Below are 24824 nucleotides of genomic sequence, written 5' to 3'. Positions count from 1 at the left end.
GGCAAAAATGAATTTGTTACTTAGCTGAGCTTTTCGTGTATTTTAATAGAAAGCTGATCTTGGGCTCTCATTTTTTCGACTAAACCAAATTAATGCAGGTGTTCCACTAGCCACGGCTGTCACCCACTTCAATAAAAACGATTTTTATTTGATAAGAATAGCCATGTATTTTTAAGTGAAAAAAATAAAAATGATTAGAGATGCAATACTATCTCAATATACTTATGCAATAGTGCATTCTTATTTAGCATCCTGACAACACTGTTCATCAACTATGGATAGAATAAAAATGATGATTAAACCTAATAAACTCACTCTGTCACTTTTTATATTATCAATTATTAGTACATCTAACGCTTTGGCTAATGAACCTAACTCAGCAGAGCTAACTAAAGCGCTTTATCAAGATGTAAAACTTAATCAAGCCACTATTTTCTTACGAGGCGCAGAGCTTGAAAATAGTACAACGCTCAATTTGCCTGCAGGGCAAAGTGAAGTTGTTTTATCCAATGTTGCAAATAATATTGATCCTAAGAGCTTATCAATTAGCCTTGATAATGACGATGTAGTTATTAACACAATTAACGTTAAAAAAATTCCTATTGCCCCTAGTTATCCTTCTGCAATTACCGTATTGATGGAAAAGCAGAGAGATCTTAACAAGAGAATTGAAGAGCTCAACATCAATATTAATGTGGGCGATGAACAAATTGCCTTACTAAAAGATCAATCTTTTTTTGGTTATGGCGAAACTCAGTCATTAGAACAATCATCACAAAAATTTGATTTTATTAGCAAAAAAATGACATCTATTTTAAATCAGCAAAAAATGGCACGTGAAGAAATTGCTGAACTGACAGAAAAACTTGAAGAATTAAGCCGACAATTAGAAATTGATATGCCTATTATTGCCAAAGAGAAAACACAAATTGTTCTATCTTTAGGTACATCAAAAAATCTAACCAGTAAAATGCGTATTTCTTATATAACACCAGATGCAGGGTGGTCGCCCGCTTATGATATTCGAAGCCAAGGAATGGGTAAGCCGATATTACTCACCTACAAAGCAGATGTTATTCAAAATACAGGTCTAAATTGGGATAAAGTAAAATTGGTTTTAACATCAACTAATCCATCACTTAATATTACTGCACCAACTTTATCACCTTGGTATCTCGCTCTTTATAATGATAATACGAAATTTAGAAGCAAAAGTATGAGCATGGAGATGGCAGCTCCAGTAGTCCCATCCCCAGCATTAATGGGAGAGGAAAGCTATGAAAAACAATTAAATAAAGGCGTAACAAGATATGTAACAACAAATAACAATGGTATTAATTTAAGTCATACCATCGCGTTACCTTACACCTTAAAAAATAGCACAAAGTCTAATACATTAGTGATTAATCAAAAAGAAGTTACTGCAGATTATCGCTATTTAACCACACCAAAATTAGTTGAAGAAGTCTATTTACAAGCTGAAGTAAAAGATTGGGAAAATTTAAACTTACTCAATGGTCGTGCGAATATCTACTATATGAATAGCTTTGTAGGTAATACTTATATTAATACTAATGAATTAACAGAATTACTTAATATTCCGCTTGGAATAGATAAAAACATTCAAATTAGTCGCATTAATAATGAAAAAATAAGAAAAGAACCAATCTTTATTGGCACCACAATAGAACAAAAAGAAAGCTATACCATTAAAGTAAGGAATACTTATGACACACCGGTTAAAGTGACAATTTATGATCAATTACCACTTAGCCAGGAAAATAATATTAACGTGGCGAACGCTGATTATAAAGACGGCGTACTTGATAAAGATACAGGTGAAATAGAGTGGAGTATCACGTTAGGGGCAAAACAAGAAAAATCCTTACCATTAAATTATACGCTTTCTTACCCTAAAAATAGACAAGTTATGGGGCTATAATTACATTTTTCAGGTCGGTAAAAATAGAAGAGGGTGCAATTGCACCTTTTTCTATTTTAAGGAGGTCAATTTTATATTTTTTATCATATTATCTATTTTTTTACCTACTAATTAAGCAAAATTTTTTCCGATCCAATTGCAAGTAAATCAACATCATAATTTCACGATTAAAGTGCATTTTATAAATTTATCAGAACATAGTGATATCAGATAGAACTTAACTCATCTGCTGATATACTCATGCTTATTTTGTTATTCACTTTGTTATGTAGAGATATTTCTATGCCGTGGACTTTTTCACATCCTTCCATTGTTTTCCCGATAAAACAGTCCCGAATAGGTAAATACCTTAATTTACCTGCATTAATTGTAGGAAGCACTTCACCTGATTTACTCTATTCTTTTGGTTTATATCAATCAGCAACAACAGCACATGGTTTATTGGGCTGGTTTTATACTGCATTTCCTTTTTGTATCTTCGTTTTTATCTTAAATTACTTATTCAGAAATCCATTAAAATGTGTATCACCCATACCTTTATATGATCCCCTAAAATTCAATCTTCGGACATTGAGCCTATTTGTTTTATCTCTGTATATTGGCGCAATAACACATATTATATGGGATTCATTTACCCATGAAACAGGAACTGCCGTTAGATTTTTTTCTGTATTACAGGCACAATTATTGCAAGGAATGACAGATAGCCAAGAGATTGCTATTTATAAATTATTACAACATTTAGGCTCGGCATTAGGGCTACTTTATTTGTGTTGGAAATACATTCAATATCAGCGTAAACAAGACCATCTAATACAAAAAGAAAACCGTATTAAATTATATCGCTTAGTTGGAATAGGCTTCCTGTCTGGGTTATGTGCTTTACCTTTAGCTTTGCAATTCTCAAATAGAGGGCAGGGAATTAACATTAACCGGTTTATTTTCTTAGAACTATCTTTAGCTGTACCTTTTTTCTTTAGCTTAATGATAATTTTAGGGATATGGTTATATCGAACTAAAACTTAACCAAGTAAACTAAAAAGCCCCGTAATATAAATTTACAGAGCTTTTCTTCGGTATATGCATTTAATACAAGAAATCTTAGCTATCTACTAATTTTTAAACCACTGCATGACTTCTTCGTAACTTCCTTGGTAAATAATTTTATCTTCCTTTTTGCTTAATTGATAACGATACATAGGATCGTAATACTCTTTAAGTAAAGGGATTAACCAAGAAAAATGTGCCTCTGTGTCGGACACTTTTTTCTGTATTTCTAAGGCATTATCTAGCAACTTGGTCAATTCCATTGCTCTTTGAGATCCCAATCGGCGACGGATAGCAAATAAACCATGGTGCAAATAATCACTGTATGCTTGCCAACCTTTTTCTTCGCCATACGCTTCCAGATAATCATGTGTCATGCGATCAAAGTATTCTGCCTTCAAACGTTCTATGCGTCGTTCGAAGGGATCATCAACAACAACTATTGAAGCCTCAAGCATTTTTACTCGTAAACATTCAGGTAATCCATTAGCACCAATAGCGCGACCTTCATCCTCAAGTACCCATCGTGTATATTTTGGTGCTTTCTGTAACATTTCAACACCAAGGTGGTTTTCAAATGTAGCTTGAGGAAATTGATCTTCTACTATGCGGCCAAAAGATGAGCCTCGATGGTGCGCAATACCCTCAAGATCAATACCTTCAGGAAGCGAATGCACTAAAGTCGTTTTTCCATTACCTGTACATCCACCAATTAAGATAATAGGCCGTTGAACTAATTCATTTGTCATTTCAATGATAGTCTGTCTTATTACCTTATATCCACCTTCAATTAATGGATAATCTATACCTATTTCTTTAAGCCATTGCTGAACGATATGAGAACGCATTCCTCCTCGAGCACAGCAAATATAACCATTGGGAAATTGCTCACAAGCTTCACGCCACGCTGCAATGCGCTTATCACGAATTTCACCACTAACCAATTGATGACCTAAATCGACCGCTTTTTGTGAGCCTTGTTGTTTATAACAAGTCCCCACAGCAGCACGCTCTTGATCATTCATTAAAGGCAAATTGATCGCATTAGGGATAGAGCCTTGATTAAATTCAATAGGCGCACGCACATCAATAATAGGTGTGTTATTAGCAAGAATATGTCGAATATTTTGAGCAGAAAACGCTGATTCCATAATAAAAATTGTAATATCTAGTCAGGCTGAAAGATTAGCTACTATACTCTTAAAATCATATAACGCCCATGATTACAGTCATATTGAAAACGACACTCCACTTTCAATAAGAAAAATTTAAGATAATGTATGGATTGATGAATGAAAAACATCTAACATCTATTCGATATGATGTTTTTGATTAAGTCATTAAACAACTGTAAGTAAAAACACTATAGTGTTTAAACGAATAATAAAATTTATCTAAAAATGACAGGTACATTACCTTGGACATAATAAGAAAATATTATCATATTATTAGCTTGAGTATAATTGCATTGCTATTGTCTGGTTGTTCTCAAGGTCATTCTCCTTTTATTACTATGTTAGGCGCCTATTTTCCATATTGGATGCTATGTACCTTTATCGGCTTATTAGGAGCCTTGATAGTACGTGTATTACTTATCTATTGGGGTATTGATGATAAATTACCGCTCCCTTTAATTTTTTATTTTGCGATATTGTTATCAATTTCTTTAACTATCTCTCTATTTTATTTTTCTTATTAAATTATGGATAAAAAAATCAAAAAAAAGCTGGCGCTCATAATCACTGTGATTGTTTTTACGATTACATTCATCTTATTGTGGAAGAATATTCAGTTATCAGCGCTAAATCCACTCAGCGAAGATGCAATAATTGATGCTAACAAAATTAATATATCATCAACTGTACCTGGACGAATTAGCGCTATTTATGTTAAAGAAAATAGTAAAGTCAATAAAGGGGACTTATTGTTTACTATCGATCCCACCATGTATGCATTAAGAGTTCAGCAAGCGAAAGAACAACTCATGATTGCTGAAGCAACATTAAGTAATAAACAGCGCATTATTATTGCAGAAACATCAAATTCAGAAGTTGCAGAAGCGCAAATAAAACGAGCTCAAGTCAATTTGTTATTAGCAACTCAATCTCTTAATAGATTAGAGCCGTTATTGGCAAAGGGATTTGTGACGGCACAACAAGTTGATGATGCAAGAACATTAAAACACGATGCAGAAGTCACATTAAAACAGGCACAGAAACAAAATGTCGCCTCAGAAGCCTTAATTAATAACACTGATTCAGAAATAGCATTAGTGAAATCGTTAAAAACCTCTCTGGCAATGGCTGAATGGGAATTAAGTAATACAGAAGTAAAAGCACCAAGTAATGGCTATGTTGCTGGATTAGTATTGTCTCCTGGTGAATTTATTCTTTCTGGGCAATCTGTCTTTACCTTAATTAACTCAGACAGTTGGTATGCTTCAGCTTATTTTAAAGAGACAGATTTAAATAATATAAAAATAGGTGACTGCGTGGTTGTCTATTCAATGATTGATAGTAAACATCCTATTAAAGGCAAAGTAGAGGGAGTTAGCTGGGGGATCATGTCAACTGATCTTATTAATATTCCAAGGGACTTACCTTATGTGCCTAAATCACTGAATTGGGTTAGAGTTCAACAACGATTTCCTGTTAAAGTTACTATCACCAATCCACCAGAATATCTTATGCGGGTTGGCGCTACAGCAACTGTTAATATAATAGCCAATGACGATGATTGTTAAACCCTCACTAATAGTGAAACAAGTCAAAAAAGACTTGTTACCCTTTGACTTTCGTTTAGCGACGACTTGGCGCATAGCATTGCTTTGCGCCTTAATGGCTGCTATTGCGATGGTATATGAAATTCCCGAATCTGCTATAAGTTGCTATTTGATTATTTATTTAATCAAAGCTGATGCAGTACAAAATATATTATTATCTATTGGTGTTATTATTTTATGTTCCATTGTAGTGTGTGTTATTTTTTTACTTTTTAATCTCACGATACAAAACATTATTTTACGATTCTTTTTTATGGCTTTGTTTTCAGCCATTTTTATGTATTTAGCCTCTGCAAGTAGCCTTGGTGATATTGGTAATTTAGTTGCTTTAGTTATCGCCTTTTTAATGACTTTAATTGATGATATTCCTGTTGGAGATGTGGCAACAAGAGCACTGCTTTATGCGTTACTTATGGCAGTTTCTCCAATGTTATTGGTCATTTTATTTAATTACTTTTTTGGAATTAGTCCTAGAAAATTGCTATTAAACAAAATCGCCACACGCTTTTCTACTGCAAGTGATTTCTTTTTAGGAAGAAAGGAAAGTCAACTCGATATCAGTGAATTATTAAGTACACAAACAGAGTGTAAACGCTATTTAATGTTTATTAAGATATTTTATTTACGAGGAAGAGAAGATATTCACTGGTTGGAGAATATGGTTGACAACTCTTATCAAATATTGATTATGTCATTAACTTTTGATAAAAAAACGCCAGCTTCTATACGTTTTCTTCTTTCTAAAAAATGTTTATATCTTTTAGACTGTTTCAAGCATCATCAAATAGAAAAAATAAAAGATAAAATACAAACTAAAAATAAAATAAGTAAACTACACTTATTAAATACTTTTAATAAAGTTCTATTTACTGAAAGAGAATCTAAACCTGTACAGAAAAAAACACCTTTCTTTTTTAGTGATGCGTTTACAAATCCTAACCATAAGTACTTTGCCATTAAAACCACGATAGCCGCCATTCTATGTTATATTTTTTATGATTATTTTAAATGGCAGGGTATTCATACTGCAATGATCACTTGTTATGTTGTGGCATTAACATCTGTTGGCGAAACGGTCCATAAATTAACATTACGGATCACGGGTTGTCTAATTGGAGCGCTAATTGGCATAATTTCACTGCTCTATATTATTCCTAATTTATCTGATATTTTTGAATTGATGGTATTGATCTTTTTCTGCCTATTGCCCGCAGCTTGGGTTGCTGTAGGTAATGAGCGTATCTCTTATGCTGGTGTACAAGTCGGGTTAGCATTTTTATTGACAACATTACATGGATTTAAACCTAGCTTTGATATGAATGTAGTGTCTGATCGTATTCTAGGAATTTTGTTAGGTAATATTGTCATGTACATCATTTTTACAAAAGTGTGGCCAACGAGCATTATTAATACAATATATAAACAGATTAGTTCTATTCTAGATAATTATACTGAATTAAGATATTCAACAAATAAAAATGACATGTTGGATTTAGTTTCATCCGTGAATGAAGCTATTACACAATCAAAAGACAACATAGACTTACTTATCTTCGAAAAAGAAGATAGAGAAAGAAATAAGAATATAATGTTTTTTTTCAAGGAATCATTAAATAAAATTTCTTATATTAGCTATCACAATTATGCTCATAAATTTATTTTTGAAGATAAGCTCTCTTATTCAGAGATCAATAAAGAGCCAAAAGATGTATTTAAAATAAATATTCTTAATAATGAAATAAAAACATTACCAACAAATGAAAGAGAGCTTGTATTTAAACATTTAATAAGAGAAAAATCATAATGGTAAATTTAATCATTAATAATAAGAAAAACATTCTGCCATCTCTGTTAAGCCTATTACTTGTTGGTTGTATTGACACAAGCAGTTCATTTAAACAATATTCTCAACAACCTATTAATTATGATAATACCAAATATATTGCCTCACCCTCTGAGCAATATTTATCGTCAACTCAAGTGAAAACGATTAAATCTAGTTATTCGTTAGCCGATCTTATCGATTTAGGACAACAAAATAATCCAGATACACGTATTGCATGGGAGTTAGCAAAAAAATCAGCGACTGATATTGGTATGGTAGAGAGTACATATTTGCCAATTATCACAGCAACAGCACTCGCAGGGTATCAACACGGGAAAATTGATTTACCTAAAAATCCTATTGTTGATGATATAAAAACATCTAGTAGCGCTTTTATTCCAGCACTCACATTTAGATGGCTTATTTTTGATTTTGGTAAAAGAGGGGCATTAGTTGATGCTGCCAAGCATGCTTCTTTAGCGACAAACCTTAATTTTAATCTGATGCATCAGAAAATTATTCATGATGTCTCTGTTGCATATTTTAGCTATGGTGCGGCACGAAAAAAGGTGAATATCACCCAAAAAGCCCTTCAGAGAAGTAAAGACATTTTATATGCTGTTGAACAAAAACGAATCAAGGGATTAGCAACAGTATTAGATGTAGCATTGGCTAAACAACAAGTGGCACAAGTTGAATTACAAAATGTGTTAGCCAAAGGTCATGAAAAAGATCAATATCAAATCTTATTGTCAGCTATTGGCGTTTCACCTTTTGAAAAAATAACCATTAATTATGCCGATGATAATTTTCTTCCGGATGATATTTCACCATTAACTCATGATGTGATAAAAAAAGCACTTGCACAACGTCCGGATGTTTTAGCGCAATATGAATTACAACAAGCCGCAATCAAGGCTGCTAATTCCGTCGAATCTGACTATTTTCCTAAAGTATATCTTGCTGGTGCACTTGCTGGAGGAACAGGTAGCTTTGATGTTCAGGGGCTTCCTGATATTAGCCAAAGAACATCATCTTCTAATATTCTGATTGGGGTAAGTATTCCATTATATGAAGGAGGAATGCGTCAATCAAGAATGGTAAATGCACAGTCAGAAATTAGGCTAGCACAAGAAAATTTACGCAAAAGCCAAGATATGGCGATAAAAGAGATTTCAATTAGTGAAAATGCTCTGAAATCAGCGCTTGAGGCAAATAAAGCATCTAAAAACTTAGTAGAAACAACACAGTTAACCTATACCGCTAGTGTGGAATTTTATCATAATGGGTTAGGAACAGTAACCGATATTAATACCGCAGAGATTGCATTATTAAATGCACAAATGTCTCAGATTGATGCCTATACAGGCTCACAAATTGCGGCTGTTGATTTAGCATTTGCATTAGGCGAAATAGATAAAGCATTGCCTAATTCTGCATTACATTAAACTATTTGTTTTATATATTGATATTTTAGTAGAGGTGGCGTTAATAATAAGCCGCCAGCCTCTAATGCAACGATGAAAGATTATTTATTCAAGTTAATCTGTTCAAAAACAGGTTTATTCATATCTTTAAACTGTGAAAGAGAATATTCGGTATAGTTCATATCGTTATAGCCTCTTATTTTCATTACACCATTCGTTAAATCAGATAACGTTGTCCAAACAGTGTATTCCGTTTGAAGTTGATTACTGGTGCTTTGACTTTCTCCCATGATATCAGCCGTGATATTTTTTGTTCTATCAAAGCGATTCATAATGTGCGCTAGGGTATTCATCGCTTCAGGTGTCGATTCGGCTGTTGGTGCGTAGGTTGAAAAATAAACCGCGCGAATAAAACGGCCAACAGACGTATCTGATGAAGGTAATTGAGATGTTGCAATGCCGCTATCAGGCTGTACAACATTGATATTTGCTAATTTTCCTGAAGATTTATCGATATTAGTTAATTGACTATAGTTGTTAAGGTTTGTTAAATGCCAAGGAAAATCTGGACCATTTGTCATTACACGGGTTGGATTTTGATAAACGTGTAATTTACCGTTTGTGGCTTCAACGACAATACTGCCACCTTTTTTATCATAGAAAGCATAGTGAAAAGGCGATTTTAGATTACCAAAGTTTTTTAACACGGGAGCCCAAAAATAACCTGACTCAACCGCTTTTTGTACTTCTTCAACCGTTGAGAAATTAGCTAATGCCCATTCACCTAACGAAGTAACGGGAATGGCTTTATCATAATCATTTTTATCAAGTGGTGATAATTCAGCTTCTGTTATCATGTTCGCGCTAAATGATAACCCCGCACTATTTAAACCTTGTAATAAGTTATGATCATCACCATCAAAAAAAATATCTGTTGTAACAGCTAATATGTCATATTTATTGCTATAGCTTAGGCCATTTTCACCATTAGGCGTTTTTTTTGTAAATTGGGTATTTTTAGGGTAATAAGTGATCCATGAAGGTAAATCAGCCGTTAGTTCAAGAGTTCTACCTTGATAAACGTTATTATTTTTATCAAGTATAGCCAAACTAGAACAGGCTTCACTAGCCATAGAAATAGAGAGTAATGAGGATAATAGAGCAACCAATATTTTATTGCGTTTCATTATGAATTCCTAAATTAAAAAAACTCCTTTAAATTTAGTTCAAATAAAAAAGACAACAACTATTTGGTATATTAAGTGACAAGTATTTTTAGAAATATCGGAGATTTTGTGATATTTGAAATCAGCAGAACAATTTTACATTACGGGTTACATTTTTTAGTGCCTATTTTATTAGGGTATCTTTTCTGGCGTAAAAATTGGAAGTTTGCCTCACTGCTTATGATAGGAACAATGGCGATTGATATTGACCATTTGTTAGCAACACCTATTTTTGATCCCAATCGTTGTAGCATTGGCTTTCATCCATTACACACTGTTTGGGCCGCTTTGGTTTATTTGGGTGTATGGTTTTTACCCTCATGGAAATTAAAAGCCATTGCAGTAGGATGCTTATTTCATTTATTTACCGACTCGGTTGACTGCTATTTAGGTGGGTTAAGACCCAACCTAACAATAATGAGTTGTGATAAAAATTACTTTTTATCTGATCTAAATGATAAATAGGGATTACCAACGCACATTGAACGAAAATTATTACAACACTTATTTTCTCTCTTTTAAGCCCCATAATCTGATGGTAATTGCAAAAAGCTTGATGTAGAGTGCTCAGTCTTTTTTTAATGAAAGTCTATTGGGGAGGCTAAATGTTTATTGGCTTTGACTACGGAACATCAAATTGTTCTGTTGCAATTATGAAAGAGGGAAAACCCACTCTTTTGCCTTTAGAAGGTAATGATGTCTATATTCCATCGACCCTTTGTGCGCCAACCCGTGAATCTGTTTCTGAGCACTTATTTCGCCATTTAAATATTAAACCTTCCAGTGAAATTGGCGAACAATTACTAAGAAAGTCGATTGCGCTTAATCGAGAAGAAGATATTGAATTAGTACCCGAAGATATTCTTTTCGGACAATCCGCACTAAGTTTATATCTACGTGATCCTCGCGATGTCTATTACGTTAAATCGCCTAAATCCTTTTTAGGTGCTTCAGGCCTACACGATATACAAATTAGCTTCTTTGAAGATTTAGTTTGTGCCATGATGGCAAATATTAAGTACCAAGCAGAAAAAAGTACACAAGAAGCGATCACAGATACTGTTATTGGCAAACCAATTAACTTTAATGGGTTAGGTGGTGAATCTTCAAATAAACAAGCAGAAAGTATTCTTATCCGCGCAGCTAAAAGAGCTGGGTTTAAGAATATTATGTTTGAATTTGAACCTGTTGCTGCTGGGCTTGAATATGAATCGACGTTGACTAAAGACCAAACTGTATTAGTCGTTGATATTGGTGGTGGTACAACTGATTGCTCATTAATTCAAATGGGGCCGAGTTATCAAGGAAAAACTGACCGTTCCAACACCTTACTTGCCCATAGTGGACAGCGTGTTGGTGGTAATGATCTTGATATTTATCTTGCTTTTAAACAACTTATGCCTTTATTCGGTATGACAGGATTAACTTCTTCTGGTATTAAATTACCGCTGAAACAGTTCTGGGACCCTATTGCGATTAATAATGTCGAAGCGCAAAAAGATTTTTATTCTCGTCAAAATTTGGCTGCATTAAATCAACTTAGACGAGATGCAAAAGAACCAGAGAAAATAGCTCGTCTAATCGAAGTGTATAATGAAACACTGGGTTACAGCATTGTTCGACGTGCTGAAGAGGCTAAAATTGCCTTATCAGATTCTCCTGAATATATTGCTAATATCGCCTTATTAAATGAAACATTAGAATGTACCATTGAGCGTGAACAAATGGTGGAATCGATTGAATCCCCTAAAAGTAAAATGATTGAATTAGTTAATGACGCTGTTCGACAAGGGGGAATAAAACCTGACGCTATCTTTATGACTGGTGGCTCAGCGCGTTCACCGATTTTATGCCAAGCAATAGAACAACAATTACCTAATATTCCTATTGTGAAAGGAAATGACTTCGGTTCGGTTACCGCAGGTTTAGCGCGTTGGGGCGAGGTCTGCTTTAAATAACTTACTTTTTCAAGATATTAAAGCGCTTTACATTTAATCGATGTATTGATTAGATGTAGAGCGTTTTTCTTTATAAAACACGATAAAAACACAACATTCGACAGGAGAACACATGTACCGCTTCCAAAATGATTATAATGAAATTGCACACCCTGCGGTCATGAAGGCAATCACGGATACAGTGGGGCAACGCTATGATGGATATGGCATGGATATGCTTTGTCATCAAGCGGCTCAATCAATAAAACAGCGTATTCAACAGCCTGATGCGGATATTCACTTTTTTAATGGTGGTACCATCACTAATTTAACCGCGATTTCTCATTTTTTACGTCCACACCAAGCAGTTATTTCTGTGAGTACAGGACATATTGCTACACATGAAACTGGCGCTATTGAAGCTACAGGGCATAAAGTTATCACCACATTTTCTGCTGATGGCAAATTAACTCCCGCATTGTTAAAACCTATTCTGGCTGAGCATAATGATGAACATTGGGTGCAACCTAAGCTTGTTTATATAACCAATGCCACAGAAATTGGTACGGTTTATCGCAAAGCGGAGTTACAAGCGCTACGTAACTTCTGCAACGAGCATAATTTATGGCTATATCTTGATGGTGCGCGTTTAGCCGCAGGATTAATGTCCACACAAAGTGATCTGACTATTGAAGATATCGCCAGTTTAACCGATGCTTTTTATATTGGTGGTACAAAAATTGGTGCAATGTCAGCTGAAACCTTAGTGATTTGTCATCCTGCATTGAAAACTGATTTCCGTTTTAGCTTGAAACAAAAGGGTGGATTACAAGCAAAAGGCTGGTTATTAGGCGTGCAATTTGAAGCTTTATTTAAAGATGATCTCTATTTTAAATTAGGTAAACACCTTAATGAAATGGCATCACAATTAACTGAATTCTTTACTGCACAAGGTTTTGAATTTTTAGCACCGCCAGAATCTAACCAAGTTTTTGTTATTTTGCCAAATACACTTGCGGAAAAATTAACTCAACAATTTGTTTTCCATCGTGTTTTACTTGAAGATCCTAATTTAAGTTGTTTACGTCTTTGTACTTCGTGGGCAACAACACAGCAAGACATTGATGAATTTAAAGCCGCATTTCTTCAATTAGTTTAATTTGTTATTTAAAGTTATTGTTTATGCATTACGCACATATTCAGGCGTAATGCATCTTTAATGTAATAAGAAATTAATTACCCAAATTTAAAATATAATGATGGAGAGGTGTCTTAATAATGCTATATTAATAGCTCCTCACTCAACATAAGTAGGGTAATAGAATGAAGAAACTGACACTCCAAGAAATGACAGATGCCCAACAAATGCGAGTAAGAACCCGAATAGGTCAAGAGAAAAAGAAATTAGGCCGTGAGTTAACTAACGCCGAAATGAATAAAGTCAAAGACTCCATTATTACCGAAATCTCCCTCGAAGTTGAAAAAGCCACCAAAAAAGCACAAGCCCTCAAGAAGAAGCAAAAACTAGCCCCTAGTGATGAAACCTACAGTTGGTCAGCTAAAAACCATACTCGGGGATATCGTTAATTATTGATAAAATGGCGCTAACTTTATAAATAAAAATTAGCGCTATTAATTTACCCTGATATTGACGCAATATTGTTATATTTCCATCGTCTCTATTAATGAATATAACTTTTTAAAAGCATGATATTTTTTTTCGTATGTTTTATGTTTTTCTAAATTTGGAGTATGGCGTTGTTCAAGCTTAGGTTGAGAAAGAATAACGTGTGATGAATAAGCTGGATTTACGGCTAATTGTGCTAGTCTTGCAGCACCAAGAGCGGGACCAACATCACCACCTTGACGATAATCGAGATTTTTCCCAGTAATATCTGCAAGAAGTTGTCGCCAATATTCACTTCGGGCACCACCGCCAATTAACGTAATATTATCAGCTAATTGTCCAGCATTATCAGCAACTTCAATCCCTTGTCGTAATGCAAAACTCACACCTTCAAGAACAGCTTGGCATAAGTCAGCCCGTTGATGCTCATGGGTTAATCCCCAAAAGACACCTTTCGCATTAGGGTTGTTATAAGGTGTCCGTTCACCAGAAAGATAAGGTAAAAACAGCAGGGGACTCTTAGCAAAAGTAGCGTGTTCAATTTCTTCAAACATCGCACTCACGCTCTCAATTCCTGTCAATTGACACACCCAATCAAGACATGATGCTGCACTTAACATCACTGACATTAAATGCCAAGTATTGGGTAATGCGTGACAAAAACTGTGTACTGCGTTATCACTATTTTGGAGAAACTTTTCGCTAACAACAAAATAAACGCCTGAAGTACCCAAAGAGAGCATTGCCTGACCAGGTTGATAAACACCAACACCAATTGCCCCTGCCGCATTATCTCCAGCACCAGCAATAATAGGTACTTGCTTCATTTGCCATTTTTTAGCAATATCAGCCAATAGATAGCCCGTTATTTGATTACCTTCAAACAATGTTGGCATCTGCCGACGTGTTAATCCTGTCGCATTTAAAAGTTCATCACTCCAATCTCGCTTTTGCATATCTAACCAAAGCGTACCGGCTGAATCTGACATATCACTAGCAAAATTACCGCTCATCTTCCAACGTAAAAAATCTTTAGGTAATAAAACATGTGCAATACGTTGAAAGACTTCAGGTTCATGTTCAGCAACCCATTGTAGTTTTGGTGCTGTAAAGCCGGGCATAACTAAGTTACCAGTGATTTTTTTAAACTGAGGATATTGCGCCTCAAGCGTCTGACACTGTTTAAAACTACGCCCATCGTTCCATAGGATGGCGGGACGCAGCACCGCTTGTTGTGCATCAAGTAAAACGGCGCCATGCATTTGTCCGCTTAATCCAATCGCTTCGATTTTATCCATCGGATAACTGCGCCCAAGCTGAAGAATGGCTTCTTCCGTTGCTTGCCACCATTGCAGTGGATCTTGTTCTGACCATTGAGGGTGAGGGCGTGATATTGCTAAAGAAACAGAATGACTGGCAACAACGTCGCCTTGCTCATTCATGATGATCGCTTTAACGCTTGAAGTGCCTAGATCTAGCCCTAAATACATGAAATTACCTCATGACCTGTATCTTATTAATAAACACAGCGGAAAAAACCGCTGTGTTATTACGTTTATACTATTAACCAAAAATATAGCGATTCACTAAACTTTCTAGCATTTCTTGGCGTCCACTTTGTAACTGTGGCGCTAATGTATTGCTTTGTGCGTATTTCGCCACATCTTCAAGGCTTAATTTGCCTTGTAAGATATTTTGACCAAACTCCGCACTCCAACCTGAATAACGTTGTGCCGTAAATTTATCAAGGCCGCCATCTTGGATCATTTTTGCCGCAATGCGTAATGCCATTGCCATTGTGTCCATTCCTGAAATATGCCCGTAGAATAGGTCATATTTATCATTGCTTTGGCGACGAACTTTAGCATCAAAGTTTAATCCACCTGTAGTAAAGCCACCTGATTTAAGAATTTCATACATGACTAGTGCATTTTCTTCTACGCTATTTGGGAATTGGTCTGTATCCCAACCTAATTGAGGATCACCACGGTTAGCATCAACAGAGCCTAAAATGCCTAACGCAATTGCAGTTGCAATCTCATGGTGGAAACTATGTCCTGCTAATGTCGCGTGGTTTGCTTCAATGTTTACTTTCACTTCTTTTTCAAGACCAAACTGCTTTAAGAAGCCATAAACGGTTGCGGTGTCATAATCATACTGATGTTTTGTTGGCTCTTGAGGTTTGGGTTCAATCAATAATGTGCCTTGGAAACCAATTTTATGCTTGTGCTCGACCACCATCTGCATAAAGCGGCCAATTTGCTCCCTTTCTTGGCGTAAATCAGTATTTAGTAGGGTTTCATAACCTTCACGCCCGCCCCATAATACATAGTTTTCACCCCCCAGCGCTTTTGTCGCTTTCATCGCTTCACACACTTGTGTTGCAGCCCATGCAAAAACATCAGGATCAGGATTTGTTGCCGCGCCCGCGCCATAACGAGGATTAGTGAAGCAATTTGCCGTTCCCCATAATAGCTTAACATTAGTCTCTTCTTGTTTTTCCGCTAATACGTCGGTGATCGCCGTCATGTTAGAAATATATTCATTGATGTTATTCCCTTCGGAAATCACATCAACATCATGAAAACAATAGAAAGGAACATTTAGCTTATGAAAGAATTCAAAGGCCACATCGGCTTTACGTTTAGCTTGCTCTAAAGCTTCACCTGGTGTTTGCCATGGTCTATCAAAAGTACCGATACCGAACATATCAGAACCATTCCAGCAGAAGTTATGCCAATAACAAGCTGCGAATCTTAAGTGATCTTCCATTCGTTTACCCAAAATAATCTCATCAGGGTTATAGTAACGAAACGCTAATGGGTTATCGCTTGTTGTGCCTTCATATTGAATTTGTTCAATTTTATCAAAGTAAGACATGGAACCGTCCTTATTTAGTATCAAGTTGTAATTCTGAATGTGATCCAAGTTCAGCAGTCATTTCTTCCTGCTCTTCTGGTGTTAATTTGGCAATGCCAAAGCCCGTAAAACCCCACAGCATGGCAAAGAAGATGCCACTCCAGCACAATACAGCCCAAGGTAAGTAACTTAAGGTTGCAACACCTAATGTACCCGCCATATAAGCGCCGGCAGCGGTCCACGGTAAAATAGGTTCAAAGATAGTGGCGGAGTCTTCTACAGTACGTGCCAGATTTTTAGGATGTAAGCCTCGTTCAATATAGGCACCACGTAACATTTCGATAGGAATAAGGATTGAGATTTGTCCATTACAGGTCACGCCAATCATAGTTAGTCCACAAACAATCGTGGCTAAGATCATCGAACCTGTTGAGTGCACCATTTTTAACAATGCATGAACAATCACTTCTAATGCGCCACTTAGCGATAAAGTACCAGCAAAAGAGAGGGCGCAGAAACAGATAAGCAGAGTACTCATCATGGAGTTCATGCCACCACGATTTAGCAAGTTACCTAACAATTCAGGAACTTCTTTACCTTGGATCATCGAGACATTGAAACCATCAACCGCACTTTTTACTATGTCATGTAAACCAAAGCCTTGAATAAGATAGGCGTTAAACATCGCAATTGCGGCAGAGGCTAGCATCACAGGGATAGTGGGCTTTTTCGTTACTGAACCATATAGAATCACCAATACAGGAATGAGAAGAATAAGATTGAAGTTATAAACATTCTCAAGACCATTGGTAATTAAGGTCACTTTTTCTGGCACACCTTGACCCGCTAAATCGCCATTCATGCCATAAACAGTCATCACAATCGCCGTTAAAATTAACGAAGGCAGTGTGGTATAAAGTAAATGCCAAATATGTTGATAAAGATCGATCCTTGCTGCCATTGCGGCAAGGTTGGTATCACCTGATAATGGTGAGAGCTTGTCACCAAAATAAGCCCCTGCAACCACAGCACCAGCTGTTGCCGCAAGGTTTGCTTCCATGCCCACGGCAACGCCCATAAATGCAACACCAATGGTTCCAGCAGAACCCCATGATGTTCCCGTACAGACCGATACCAATGACGTGACCAATAATGCTGTGACATATAGCATTTCAGGGCTAATCATTTTCAAGCCGTAATAGATCATCAGTGGAATGGTGCCACCAATCATCCATGTGCCTATTAACAAGCCCACACTGATTAAAATCAGCAATGCAGGCATAGTTTTAGCAATCTTTTGTGAGATAGCGGTTAAGATCTCGTCATAGCGATATCCCAACCGTTTTACTAACAGTGCAGCCACAACAGTCGAAAGCACCATTAATGGTTCTGGTGGTAAATCAAAAGCGGCGTAGCCTCCTCCTAATAACACCACCATAGTGAGAATAGGAAAGAGTGATTCAAGAAGCGTAGGCGTTCTTGGGCTGTTTATCGTTTGCGTTTTCATTGTAATTTATTCCAAACTGGCGTGAGGTAAGGTACGAATAAGCCGAGTGAAAGCGGTTTCTAATATTGAACGAGGTGTCGCAATATTAATGCGGAAAAAACCATCCCCAACCGCACCAAAACCGCGCCCCCAACTCATCTCCACTTCAGCTAATGAAACAAACCAATGTTTTAGTTGTTTTTCGGTTAACTGCATTTTTTGGTAATTAACCCATAGCATGTAGGTGCCATGACTTTGTGTGACAACCCAATCGGGAAAATAACGTTCACATTGTTCTTTTACCCAACGTCGGTTATCAGCAAGGTACGTTTTTAATTCACCAACCCATTGTTGGCCTTGTAAAGTGTAAGCTTGTAAAAAAGCGGGAACTGAAAAATAACCAGGATTATGAATACCTGCAGCAATTAAGCATTGCTTGAATTTTTCACGATATTCAGGGTTAGCAATCACAATATTCGCTATCTCTAGTCCTGCTAAATTGAAAGTTTTAGCTGGAGATGTACAAATAAAAGAGTGTTGTTCTACATAGGTGTTTAAGGATGAAATAGGGTGATAGAGAGCATCATCAAAAACAAAATCTGCGTGTACATCATCAGAAATAATAAAAACGTGATATTTTTGTGCAAGCTTCGCTATTTTTATTAAATCAGTTTGTTGCCATACCGTACCTGTTGGATTGTGTGGTGAGAGCAACATAAAACAGACCGATTGTTTAAACTTATTTTCTAGATCGTCAAAATCAATTTCATAGTAACCGTCACGATAAATTAACGGGCTTTCTAATAACTCGCGGTTATTTACACAAACAGCATTACTAATAGGATGATAAGCTGGAGATAGCGTTGTGATTTTATCGCCTATTTGTGTGAAATTCTGGATATAAAGTGAAACCGCTTGTATAACACGAGGACAAAATACAATCGTCTCAGGAGCAACTATCCATTGATATTGGCTTTTAAACCAATTAGCAGCAACGTTATTCCAATCATGGCTAAGATCGGTATAACCATAAATTCCCTTGTGATTAAATTCAGCAAGTTTGTTTGTAATAAAATCAGGCGCAGCAATTTCCATATCCGCAACAGATAATGGAATAACATTAGCGTTACTATTACACCATTTTGCGCTATAGGTATTTTGCCTAGAAATTAATTTATTAAAGTTATTCTGATACATGAAAAATCTCCTCGGCAATCGTGTTTAAAAACAAAATACTCGTTGTTCTTAACATTGGTTATTCCTATTTTTTACTTTGCTATTACGAAATTTGGCTTGTGTGATAGTAATCACATAGCGATGAAAGCAAGTTCTAGCAATATTAAAGCTGTGGTTTAATGCGTAGCTGGATAATCAGGTAGAGTAAAATGAAAAAAGATAAATACTTTCGTATTGTGCTGTTATTTAACGCTAATAAAGTCTATGACCGACAAGTAGTTGAGGGTGTTGGAGAATATCTTCAGGCATCGCAGTGCCATTGGGATGTATTTATTGAAGAAGATTTTCGTACTCGAGTGGATAATATTAATCACTGGGTTTGTGACGGTATTATTGCAGATTTTGATGATCCGATTATTGCGAAACATTTAAGCCAATCATCGTTAGCGGTAATTGGTGTAGGTGGCTCTTATCATCAAGAAAAAAGTTACCCGCCTGTACCTTATATCGCCACTGATAATTATGAATTAGTTCAACAAGCCTTTTTACATTTAAAACAGAAAGGGCTGAAACACTTTGCTTTTTATGGCCTACCAGCAAAAGATCATCCTCATTGGTCTAATGAACGTGAGCACGCTTTTCGCCAATTAGTCACCAGTGAAAAATATCCAGGCATTGTTTATAACGGCATGGATATAACGCAAGAAAATTGGCAACACGCGCAAAATCGTTTATCTGATTGGATACAAACTTTACCGCCACAAACAGGAATTATTGCTGTCACTGATGCACGAGCGCGTCATTTACTGCAAGTCTGCGATAATTTAAATATAAATGTACCTGAAGAAATAAGTATTATCGGTATTGATGATGAAGATATGACACGTTATTTATCTCGTATTGCATTATCTTCTGTTGTGCAAGGTTCACGACAAATGGGATATTTAGCTGCAAAGCTATTACATCAAACCCTAGAAGGGCATGTAACAGATAAACAGCAAAGAATATTAGTTCCCCCCGTTAAAATTGTTGAACGGCGCTCAACTGACTTTCACTCATTTAACGATCCCACTGTTGTTCAAGCTATGCATTATATTTATTACAATGCCTGTAAAGGGATAAAAACAGAACAAGTTTTAGATGCAGTTAATATGTCGCGTTCTAATTTAGAGCAACGGTTTAAAAAAGAAATTGGCAAGACAATTCATACTGTTATTTATGAAGAGAAACTCAAACGCGCTCAAAATTTATTAGCCACAACAACACTCGCAATCCAAGAAATTTCAGTGATGTGTGGCTATCCGTCATTACAATACTTTTATTCTATTTTTAAAAAAGAATTTGGCATGACGCCGAAGGAGTTTAGAGATGAGTGAGAGTAATATTTTCGGTACTATTTTATCGATTCTAGATATTTTACTTTCGACGGCTATTCGCCCACGGATCACAATCTGGATGATCGATCACTTCAATCACATCATCAATATCAGCTTCAAGAGAATCAAGATAAAGCGCTTCTACTTCAGCCCGAGCCCACGGAGTTCTACGCAAAAATTTTAAGCTCGATTTCACGCTAGGATCACTTCTAAAGCAGTTAATTTTGATAAGCTGTCCTAATTTAGCCCAACCATATTTTGCCACTAGCGCATTTACTTGCATTTCAAGAGTAACGCCGTGTAGCGGATCTTTAGAACGATGTCCTGTCATGATTTTCTCAAATACGTTTTAATTATTTCAAAGGTAAGAAGCGGTGCAGAGTACAAGAAAGCCATAGTAGTATCAATAAAAGGTATCGAATAAAATAAATATGGCATGTATTCTAAAGCCAAGCCATTAAATTAATCTATTTAATAAGCTTTAATGACTTGGTTACTGCTAATTACTTCTTACGCGAAAAAGCAGAAAAAGAATGAGTCACTTTTTTAGTACTAATTATTTTATCTAATTGTTGTTGCAGCTGTTTATCATCGATTGTCGCGCGATCATGTTGACGAAGATGCTCAGCCCAAGAAGCTACCATAAACGTTTCCATATAAGTTTGAGTATTATTTTCTGTAATCGCATCAGATGAAACAAACAATCCCCATGAATAACCACCATCTCTTAAACGAACCATTTTTAACCGATTCATTAAACTTAGGAATTGCTCGCGGTAGATTGTTTCAATTTGATAATTTACGGTAATTAATACAGGGTCTTTATCTGTTGTGATCTCAATAAGCCCCTCATCAAGAATAAAGTGTTCTGAATGCTGTAAGTTGATGTTGTCATGGTCTAATTTGACACGTAAAACACATAACCAAACTAAAATAATCCCGACCATTGCACACAGCAAAGCTACCGTTACTGACGTATGTGAAGCGATTTGTCCCCAAATAAGAGAGCCTAACGCCATAGCGCCTGAAAACACAGTTAAATAGAGTGCAAGACCTCTCGCACGAACCCAATTAGGCAATGCTGTTTGTGCAGAGACCATTAATGTGGAAAGGGTGATTATCCAACTAAATCCTGCAAGCATACTGGCGAAAATAGCGAGATATTTTGAAGTCGCACTAGCAAAAATAAATAATACCAATGCAGTCACCACAGTGCCAACAGCGATTAGAGTGCTGGTACTCAATTTTTCACGCAATGTTGATAAGCTAAATGCACCAGCCACTGCACCAATACCAATGCTGGTGGTAAGTAACCCGTATAATGTAGCATCACCATGTAGTGAGACCCGAGCGACTAGCGGTAACATTGCCCAATAAGCACTCGCAAAAATAAAAAAGCTGGCTGCTCTTATAATCGTTTTTATTAATGCAGGGCTATAACGTGCATAGCGTAAACCAGAGATCATTGCAGCCACAACAGATTCAGTAGGGAGTTTTTCCTCTTCTTTTTTTTCACCATCCCACCACCAGACAGCCAGAATAATGGCGATAAAGCTTAAAGCATTAAGTAAAAATGGAAGATAAAGACCGACTTGGGAAATCAAAATACCTGCAAGTGCTGGGCCTATTGCGCGACTGATATTAATTCCCATACTGTTTAAGGCAATACCTGATTTTAGTTCATTGGGCTCGATAATACTTGGTACTATCGCTTGCCATGCAGGACCTAAAAATGCCGCACCAGAGCCCAAAACAAAGGTAATTAATAATAACCAGCCAATGCTGATAACATCGAAATACACTAAAACAGCCAATAATGAAGCCGCACAGAGCATTAACATATTGACGAAAATAAGCAGTTTTCGTTTATCGAAAATATCAGCAATCGCGCCAGCCGGAAGTGCCAATAAGAAAACAGGTAATGTTGTCATGGCTTGAATAGCGGCAATCATTACGGGATCAGGGCTTAGATTTGTCATCAACCAACCAGCACCCACATCATTCATCCAAGTACCAATATTAGAAAATAGCGTTGCCATCCATAATACGAAAAAAATACGATTACGTAAGGGCGACCATGCAGAGGTGCGTTGCGTTGTCATCGTCTTATCTCTCTTTGTTTGAGATGGCTGGCAAATAATCACCAACCATTGTTATGATAAAAATTAGAATGCAAAGCAAGAACAGCCTAAAGCGCCCCAAAATGCATTATCATCTGAAACAGGAATGGATGATTGGCGAGCGATATCATGTTTATGCCCATGAACATGGCAGGCACCACAGCATTGATGTAGCTGATTTAATACCGCTGTTTTTGTCTCTTGTTGCAAATAAGAATAATGACCTGGTACTTTGATCACCGGCGACCAATCAGGTAATACAGGAATAGAAGGCGGTGTTAATGATGAAAAATCACCATTTGCATACACTATCTTGCCATCTACGACGGTTAAAAGTGATTCAATCGCTTTGATTTCATTTTCCGGTACTCGAAAATAATCAGCAGAAAGGGCGATAAAGTCGGCAAGTTGACCTGCTTTAATTTGACCTTTTTTACCTTGTTCATTGGAGAACCATGAACTTCCCATCGTCCATAACATAAGCGCTGTATCTCTGTCTAAACGATTATCGCCGTCATACATTTGCATGCCACCCACAGTACGCCCCGACACTAACCAATAAAGCGCTGTCCACGGATTGTAACTAGCAACACGAGTTGCATCTGTTCCTAATCCAACAGGAACTTGTGCATTTAACATTTTGGCGACAGGGGGTGTTTGTTTCAGTGCTTTTATACCATAACGTTGTGCAAAATATTCGCCTTGGAATGCCATACGATGTTGAATTGCTAATCCACCGCCAAGTGCTTTAACGCGTTCAATATTTTTTTCACTGATGGTTTCAGCATGATCGAAAAACCAATGCAAGCCATCGAAAGGAATGTCTTTATTTACTTTTTCAAAAACATCTAACATGCGACTAATGGATTCGTTATAAGTGGCATGTAAACGAAATGGCCAGCGATGTTCGACTAAATGACGGATCACTTTCTCTAATTCTGCTTCCATGTTTTCAGGAAGATCAGGCCTTGGCTGTAAGAAGTCTTCAAAATCTGCCGCAGAAAAAACCAACATTTCACCGGCACCGTTATGACGATAAAAATCACTGCCATCACCGGGTGATACCATTGATGTCCATTGTTGGAAATCTTCAAACTCTTGCTTTGGTCTTTGAGTAAATAAATTATATGCGATACGAATCGTTAATTGATTATTCTTAGCAAGCTCATCAACAACTTGATAATCTTCAGGGTAATTTTGAAAACCACCACCTGCATCAATAGCGCTAGTGACACCAAGACGATTTAATTCTCTCATAAATTGGCGGGTTGAATTCACTTGATATTCAAGGGGTAATTTAGGGCCTTTTGCTAATGCAGAATAGAGCAACATCGCGTTGGGTTTTGCTATCAATAATCCGGTAGGATTGCCATGTTCATCACGCTGAATTTCACCACCTGGTGGATTGGGTGTCTCTTTGGTATAACCAATCGCACGCAATGCTGCTTTATTTAGCAATGCGCTATCATAGAGGTGTAATACAAAAACAGGCGTATCAGGGGAAACCGCATTAATTTCGTCTAGCGTTGGCATGCGACGCTCTGCGAATTGAAACTCGCTCCAACCACCAACAACACGTACCCATTGCGGTGACGGTGTCACTTGGGCTTGAGCCTTTAACATATCAAGGGCAATAGAAAGAGAAGGGACGCCTTCCCACCGTAATTCTAGGTTGTAGTTTAATCCACCGCGGATCAAATGAAGATGAGAGTCATTAAGCCCAGGAATAATAACGTGTTTTTTTAGATCGATGATTTTTGTTTCTGCATTTTGAAATTGCATCACTTCATCATTTGAGCCAATAAAAAGAAATTTACCCTGATAGACAGCTATCGCTTGAGCGAGAGGATTTTCTCTATCAAGTGTATGGATCTTGCCATTGATAAATATTTCGGTCGCGAAAGTTTTATTCATGATTTTTGATTTCCTATTTAAAAGGAATTAACCCTTTATTAAGTAAAAGGTGTGATCGTACCGAGCTGTATTAGCAATAC

20 protein-coding genes are annotated in these 24824 nt (G+C 36.6%); 11 read left to right on the top strand and 9 right to left on the bottom strand.

The window, feature by feature from the left end:
• Window positions 1–289: 289 nt before the first annotated feature.
• A complete protein-coding gene (locus tag DK861_RS13305) occupies window positions 290–1942 on the top strand; it encodes a DUF4139 domain-containing protein (RefSeq protein ID WP_239452183.1) in 1653 nt (550 codons plus the stop codon).
• Window positions 1943–2224: 282 nt separating this feature from the next.
• Window positions 2225–2968, top strand: coding sequence for a DUF4184 family protein (locus DK861_RS13300; protein WP_109400420.1), 744 nt, complete (start codon window positions 2225–2227; stop codon window positions 2966–2968).
• 86 nt (window positions 2969–3054) lie between these two features.
• Here DK861_RS13300 and mnmH read toward each other — a convergent pair whose 3' ends face one another.
• On the bottom strand, window positions 3055–4140 hold the full coding sequence (mnmH, locus tag DK861_RS13295) for a tRNA 2-selenouridine(34) synthase MnmH (protein ID WP_006536850.1): 1086 nt from the start codon (window positions 4138–4140) through the stop codon (window positions 3055–3057).
• A 362-nt stretch (window positions 4141–4502) separates the two neighbouring features.
• Here mnmH and DK861_RS18495 point away from each other — a divergent pair, with 362 nt between their 5' ends.
• From DK861_RS18495 to DK861_RS13275, 4 genes are read left to right on the top strand one after another with little or no spacing between them, the layout of a single operon-like run.
• Window positions 4503–4688 carry a membrane protein gene (locus tag DK861_RS18495; RefSeq protein WP_006536851.1) on the top strand — a complete coding sequence of 62 codons (186 nt, stop codon included), beginning with the start codon at window positions 4503–4505 and terminating at the stop codon, window positions 4686–4688.
• 3 nt (window positions 4689–4691) lie between these two features.
• Window positions 4692–5732 carry a multidrug transporter subunit MdtN gene (gene mdtN / locus DK861_RS13285; protein WP_109400418.1) on the top strand — a complete coding sequence of 347 codons (1041 nt, stop codon included), beginning with the start codon at window positions 4692–4694 and terminating at the stop codon, window positions 5730–5732.
• A complete protein-coding gene (locus DK861_RS13280) occupies window positions 5722–7575 on the top strand; it encodes an FUSC family protein (protein WP_109400417.1) in 1854 nt (617 codons plus the stop codon). The genes mdtN and DK861_RS13280 overlap by 11 nt, the downstream gene beginning before the upstream one ends.
• Complete coding sequence (locus tag DK861_RS13275) at window positions 7575–9044, top strand: TolC family protein (RefSeq protein WP_109400416.1); 1470 nt, start codon at window positions 7575–7577, stop codon at window positions 9042–9044. The genes DK861_RS13280 and DK861_RS13275 overlap by 1 nt, the downstream gene beginning before the upstream one ends.
• Before the next feature lie 80 nt (window positions 9045–9124).
• Here the strand turns inward: DK861_RS13275 and DK861_RS13270 are convergent, their stop codons facing one another.
• Window positions 9125–10213: a linear amide C-N hydrolase gene (locus DK861_RS13270; protein ID WP_161669293.1), complete on the bottom strand. Its 1089-nt coding sequence runs from the start codon at window positions 10211–10213 to the stop codon at window positions 9125–9127.
• 105 nt (window positions 10214–10318) lie between these two features.
• Between DK861_RS13270 and DK861_RS13265 the strand changes: the two genes are divergently transcribed.
• From DK861_RS13265 to DK861_RS13250, 4 genes are all read left to right on the top strand, one after another.
• Window positions 10319–10714 carry a DUF6122 family protein gene (locus DK861_RS13265; protein WP_109400414.1) on the top strand — a complete coding sequence of 132 codons (396 nt, stop codon included), beginning with the start codon at window positions 10319–10321 and terminating at the stop codon, window positions 10712–10714.
• 140 nt (window positions 10715–10854) lie between these two features.
• Window positions 10855–12207, top strand: a complete 1353-nt coding sequence (gene yegD, locus DK861_RS13260; protein WP_109400413.1) for a molecular chaperone — start codon at window positions 10855–10857, stop codon at window positions 12205–12207.
• A 112-nt stretch (window positions 12208–12319) separates the two neighbouring features.
• Window positions 12320–13345: an aminotransferase class I/II-fold pyridoxal phosphate-dependent enzyme gene (locus DK861_RS13255; RefSeq protein ID WP_109400412.1), complete on the top strand. Its 1026-nt coding sequence runs from the start codon at window positions 12320–12322 to the stop codon at window positions 13343–13345.
• Between the two features lie 164 nt (window positions 13346–13509).
• A complete protein-coding gene (locus DK861_RS13250) occupies window positions 13510–13773 on the top strand; it encodes a DUF3811 domain-containing protein (protein WP_072063915.1) in 264 nt (87 codons plus the stop codon).
• A gap of 75 nt (window positions 13774–13848) precedes the next feature.
• On the opposite strand, the gene xylB is transcribed toward DK861_RS13250, so the two are convergent.
• The 4 genes from xylB to DK861_RS13230 all read right to left on the bottom strand — a co-directional run bounded on the left by xylB (window position 13849) and on the right by DK861_RS13230 (window position 19355).
• Window positions 13849–15303 carry a xylulokinase gene (xylB, locus tag DK861_RS13245; protein WP_109400411.1) on the bottom strand — a complete coding sequence of 485 codons (1455 nt, stop codon included), beginning with the start codon at window positions 15301–15303 and terminating at the stop codon, window positions 13849–13851.
• Between the two features lie 73 nt (window positions 15304–15376).
• Window positions 15377–16693 (bottom strand): xylose isomerase, encoded by a 1317-nt coding sequence (xylA, locus tag DK861_RS13240; RefSeq protein WP_109400410.1) that lies wholly within the window; start codon window positions 16691–16693, stop codon window positions 15377–15379.
• A 10-nt stretch (window positions 16694–16703) separates the two neighbouring features.
• Entirely contained in the window at window positions 16704–18179 is a 1476-nt protein-coding gene (gene nhaC, locus DK861_RS13235; RefSeq protein ID WP_006536869.1) for a Na+/H+ antiporter NhaC, read from the bottom strand.
• Between the two features lie 6 nt (window positions 18180–18185).
• Complete coding sequence (locus tag DK861_RS13230) at window positions 18186–19355, bottom strand: MalY/PatB family protein (protein ID WP_109400409.1); 1170 nt, start codon at window positions 19353–19355, stop codon at window positions 18186–18188.
• A gap of 188 nt (window positions 19356–19543) precedes the next feature.
• Here DK861_RS13230 and DK861_RS13225 point away from each other — a divergent pair, with 188 nt between their 5' ends.
• Window positions 19544–20710 (top strand): XylR family transcriptional regulator, encoded by a 1167-nt coding sequence (locus DK861_RS13225; RefSeq protein ID WP_072063911.1) that lies wholly within the window; start codon window positions 19544–19546, stop codon window positions 20708–20710.
• A gap of 40 nt (window positions 20711–20750) precedes the next feature.
• Here DK861_RS13225 and DK861_RS13220 read toward each other — a convergent pair whose 3' ends face one another.
• The 3 genes from DK861_RS13220 to DK861_RS13210 all read right to left on the bottom strand — a co-directional run bounded on the left by DK861_RS13220 (window position 20751) and on the right by DK861_RS13210 (window position 24744).
• Window positions 20751–21041 (bottom strand): VF530 family protein, encoded by a 291-nt coding sequence (locus DK861_RS13220; protein ID WP_109400408.1) that lies wholly within the window; start codon window positions 21039–21041, stop codon window positions 20751–20753.
• A gap of 172 nt (window positions 21042–21213) precedes the next feature.
• Window positions 21214–22812 (bottom strand): MFS transporter, encoded by a 1599-nt coding sequence (locus DK861_RS13215; protein WP_109400407.1) that lies wholly within the window; start codon window positions 22810–22812, stop codon window positions 21214–21216.
• A 63-nt stretch (window positions 22813–22875) separates the two neighbouring features.
• Entirely contained in the window at window positions 22876–24744 is a 1869-nt protein-coding gene (locus tag DK861_RS13210; protein ID WP_109400406.1) for an amidohydrolase, read from the bottom strand.
• Window positions 24745–24824: the final 80 nt, after the last annotated feature.

It is taken from the genome of Proteus sp. TJ1640, from assembly GCF_003144445.1.
GTDB classification, from domain to species: Bacteria; Pseudomonadota; Gammaproteobacteria; order Enterobacterales; family Enterobacteriaceae; genus Proteus; species Proteus penneri.
Note: the sequence above shows the minus strand (reverse complement) of the source record. Positions and strands in the feature narration are given on the sequence as shown.

What these genes read in the sequence shown, in the direction of transcription:
- DK861_RS13305 (WP_239452183.1), top strand. Translation starts at nt 290, where the DNA reads ATGATGATTAAACCTAATAAACTCACTCTGTCACTTTTTATATTATCA.
- DK861_RS13300 (WP_109400420.1), top strand. Translation starts at nt 2,225, where the DNA reads ATGCCGTGGACTTTTTCACATCCTTCCATTGTTTTCCCGATAAAACAG.
- mnmH (WP_006536850.1), bottom strand. Translation starts at nt 4,140, where the DNA reads ATGGAATCAGCGTTTTCTGCTCAAAATATTCGACATATTCTTGCTAAT.
- DK861_RS18495 (WP_006536851.1), top strand. Translation starts at nt 4,503, where the DNA reads ATGTTAGGCGCCTATTTTCCATATTGGATGCTATGTACCTTTATCGGC.
- mdtN (WP_109400418.1), top strand. Translation starts at nt 4,692, where the DNA reads ATGGATAAAAAAATCAAAAAAAAGCTGGCGCTCATAATCACTGTGATT.
- DK861_RS13280 (WP_109400417.1), top strand. Translation starts at nt 5,722, where the DNA reads ATGATTGTTAAACCCTCACTAATAGTGAAACAAGTCAAAAAAGACTTG.
- DK861_RS13275 (WP_109400416.1), top strand. Translation starts at nt 7,575, where the DNA reads ATGGTAAATTTAATCATTAATAATAAGAAAAACATTCTGCCATCTCTG.
- yegD (WP_109400413.1), top strand. Translation starts at nt 10,855, where the DNA reads ATGTTTATTGGCTTTGACTACGGAACATCAAATTGTTCTGTTGCAATT.
- DK861_RS13255 (WP_109400412.1), top strand. Translation starts at nt 12,320, where the DNA reads ATGTACCGCTTCCAAAATGATTATAATGAAATTGCACACCCTGCGGTC.
- DK861_RS13250 (WP_072063915.1), top strand. Translation starts at nt 13,510, where the DNA reads ATGAAGAAACTGACACTCCAAGAAATGACAGATGCCCAACAAATGCGA.
- xylB (WP_109400411.1), bottom strand. Translation starts at nt 15,303, where the DNA reads ATGTATTTAGGGCTAGATCTAGGCACTTCAAGCGTTAAAGCGATCATC.
- xylA (WP_109400410.1), bottom strand. Translation starts at nt 16,693, where the DNA reads ATGTCTTACTTTGATAAAATTGAACAAATTCAATATGAAGGCACAACA.
- nhaC (WP_006536869.1), bottom strand. Translation starts at nt 18,179, where the DNA reads ATGAAAACGCAAACGATAAACAGCCCAAGAACGCCTACGCTTCTTGAA.
- DK861_RS13230 (WP_109400409.1), bottom strand. Translation starts at nt 19,355, where the DNA reads ATGTATCAGAATAACTTTAATAAATTAATTTCTAGGCAAAATACCTAT.
- DK861_RS13225 (WP_072063911.1), top strand. Translation starts at nt 19,544, where the DNA reads ATGAAAAAAGATAAATACTTTCGTATTGTGCTGTTATTTAACGCTAAT.
- DK861_RS13220 (WP_109400408.1), bottom strand. Translation starts at nt 21,041, where the DNA reads ATGACAGGACATCGTTCTAAAGATCCGCTACACGGCGTTACTCTTGAA.
- DK861_RS13215 (WP_109400407.1), bottom strand. Translation starts at nt 22,812, where the DNA reads ATGACAACGCAACGCACCTCTGCATGGTCGCCCTTACGTAATCGTATT.
- DK861_RS13210 (WP_109400406.1), bottom strand. Translation starts at nt 24,744, where the DNA reads ATGAATAAAACTTTCGCGACCGAAATATTTATCAATGGCAAGATCCAT.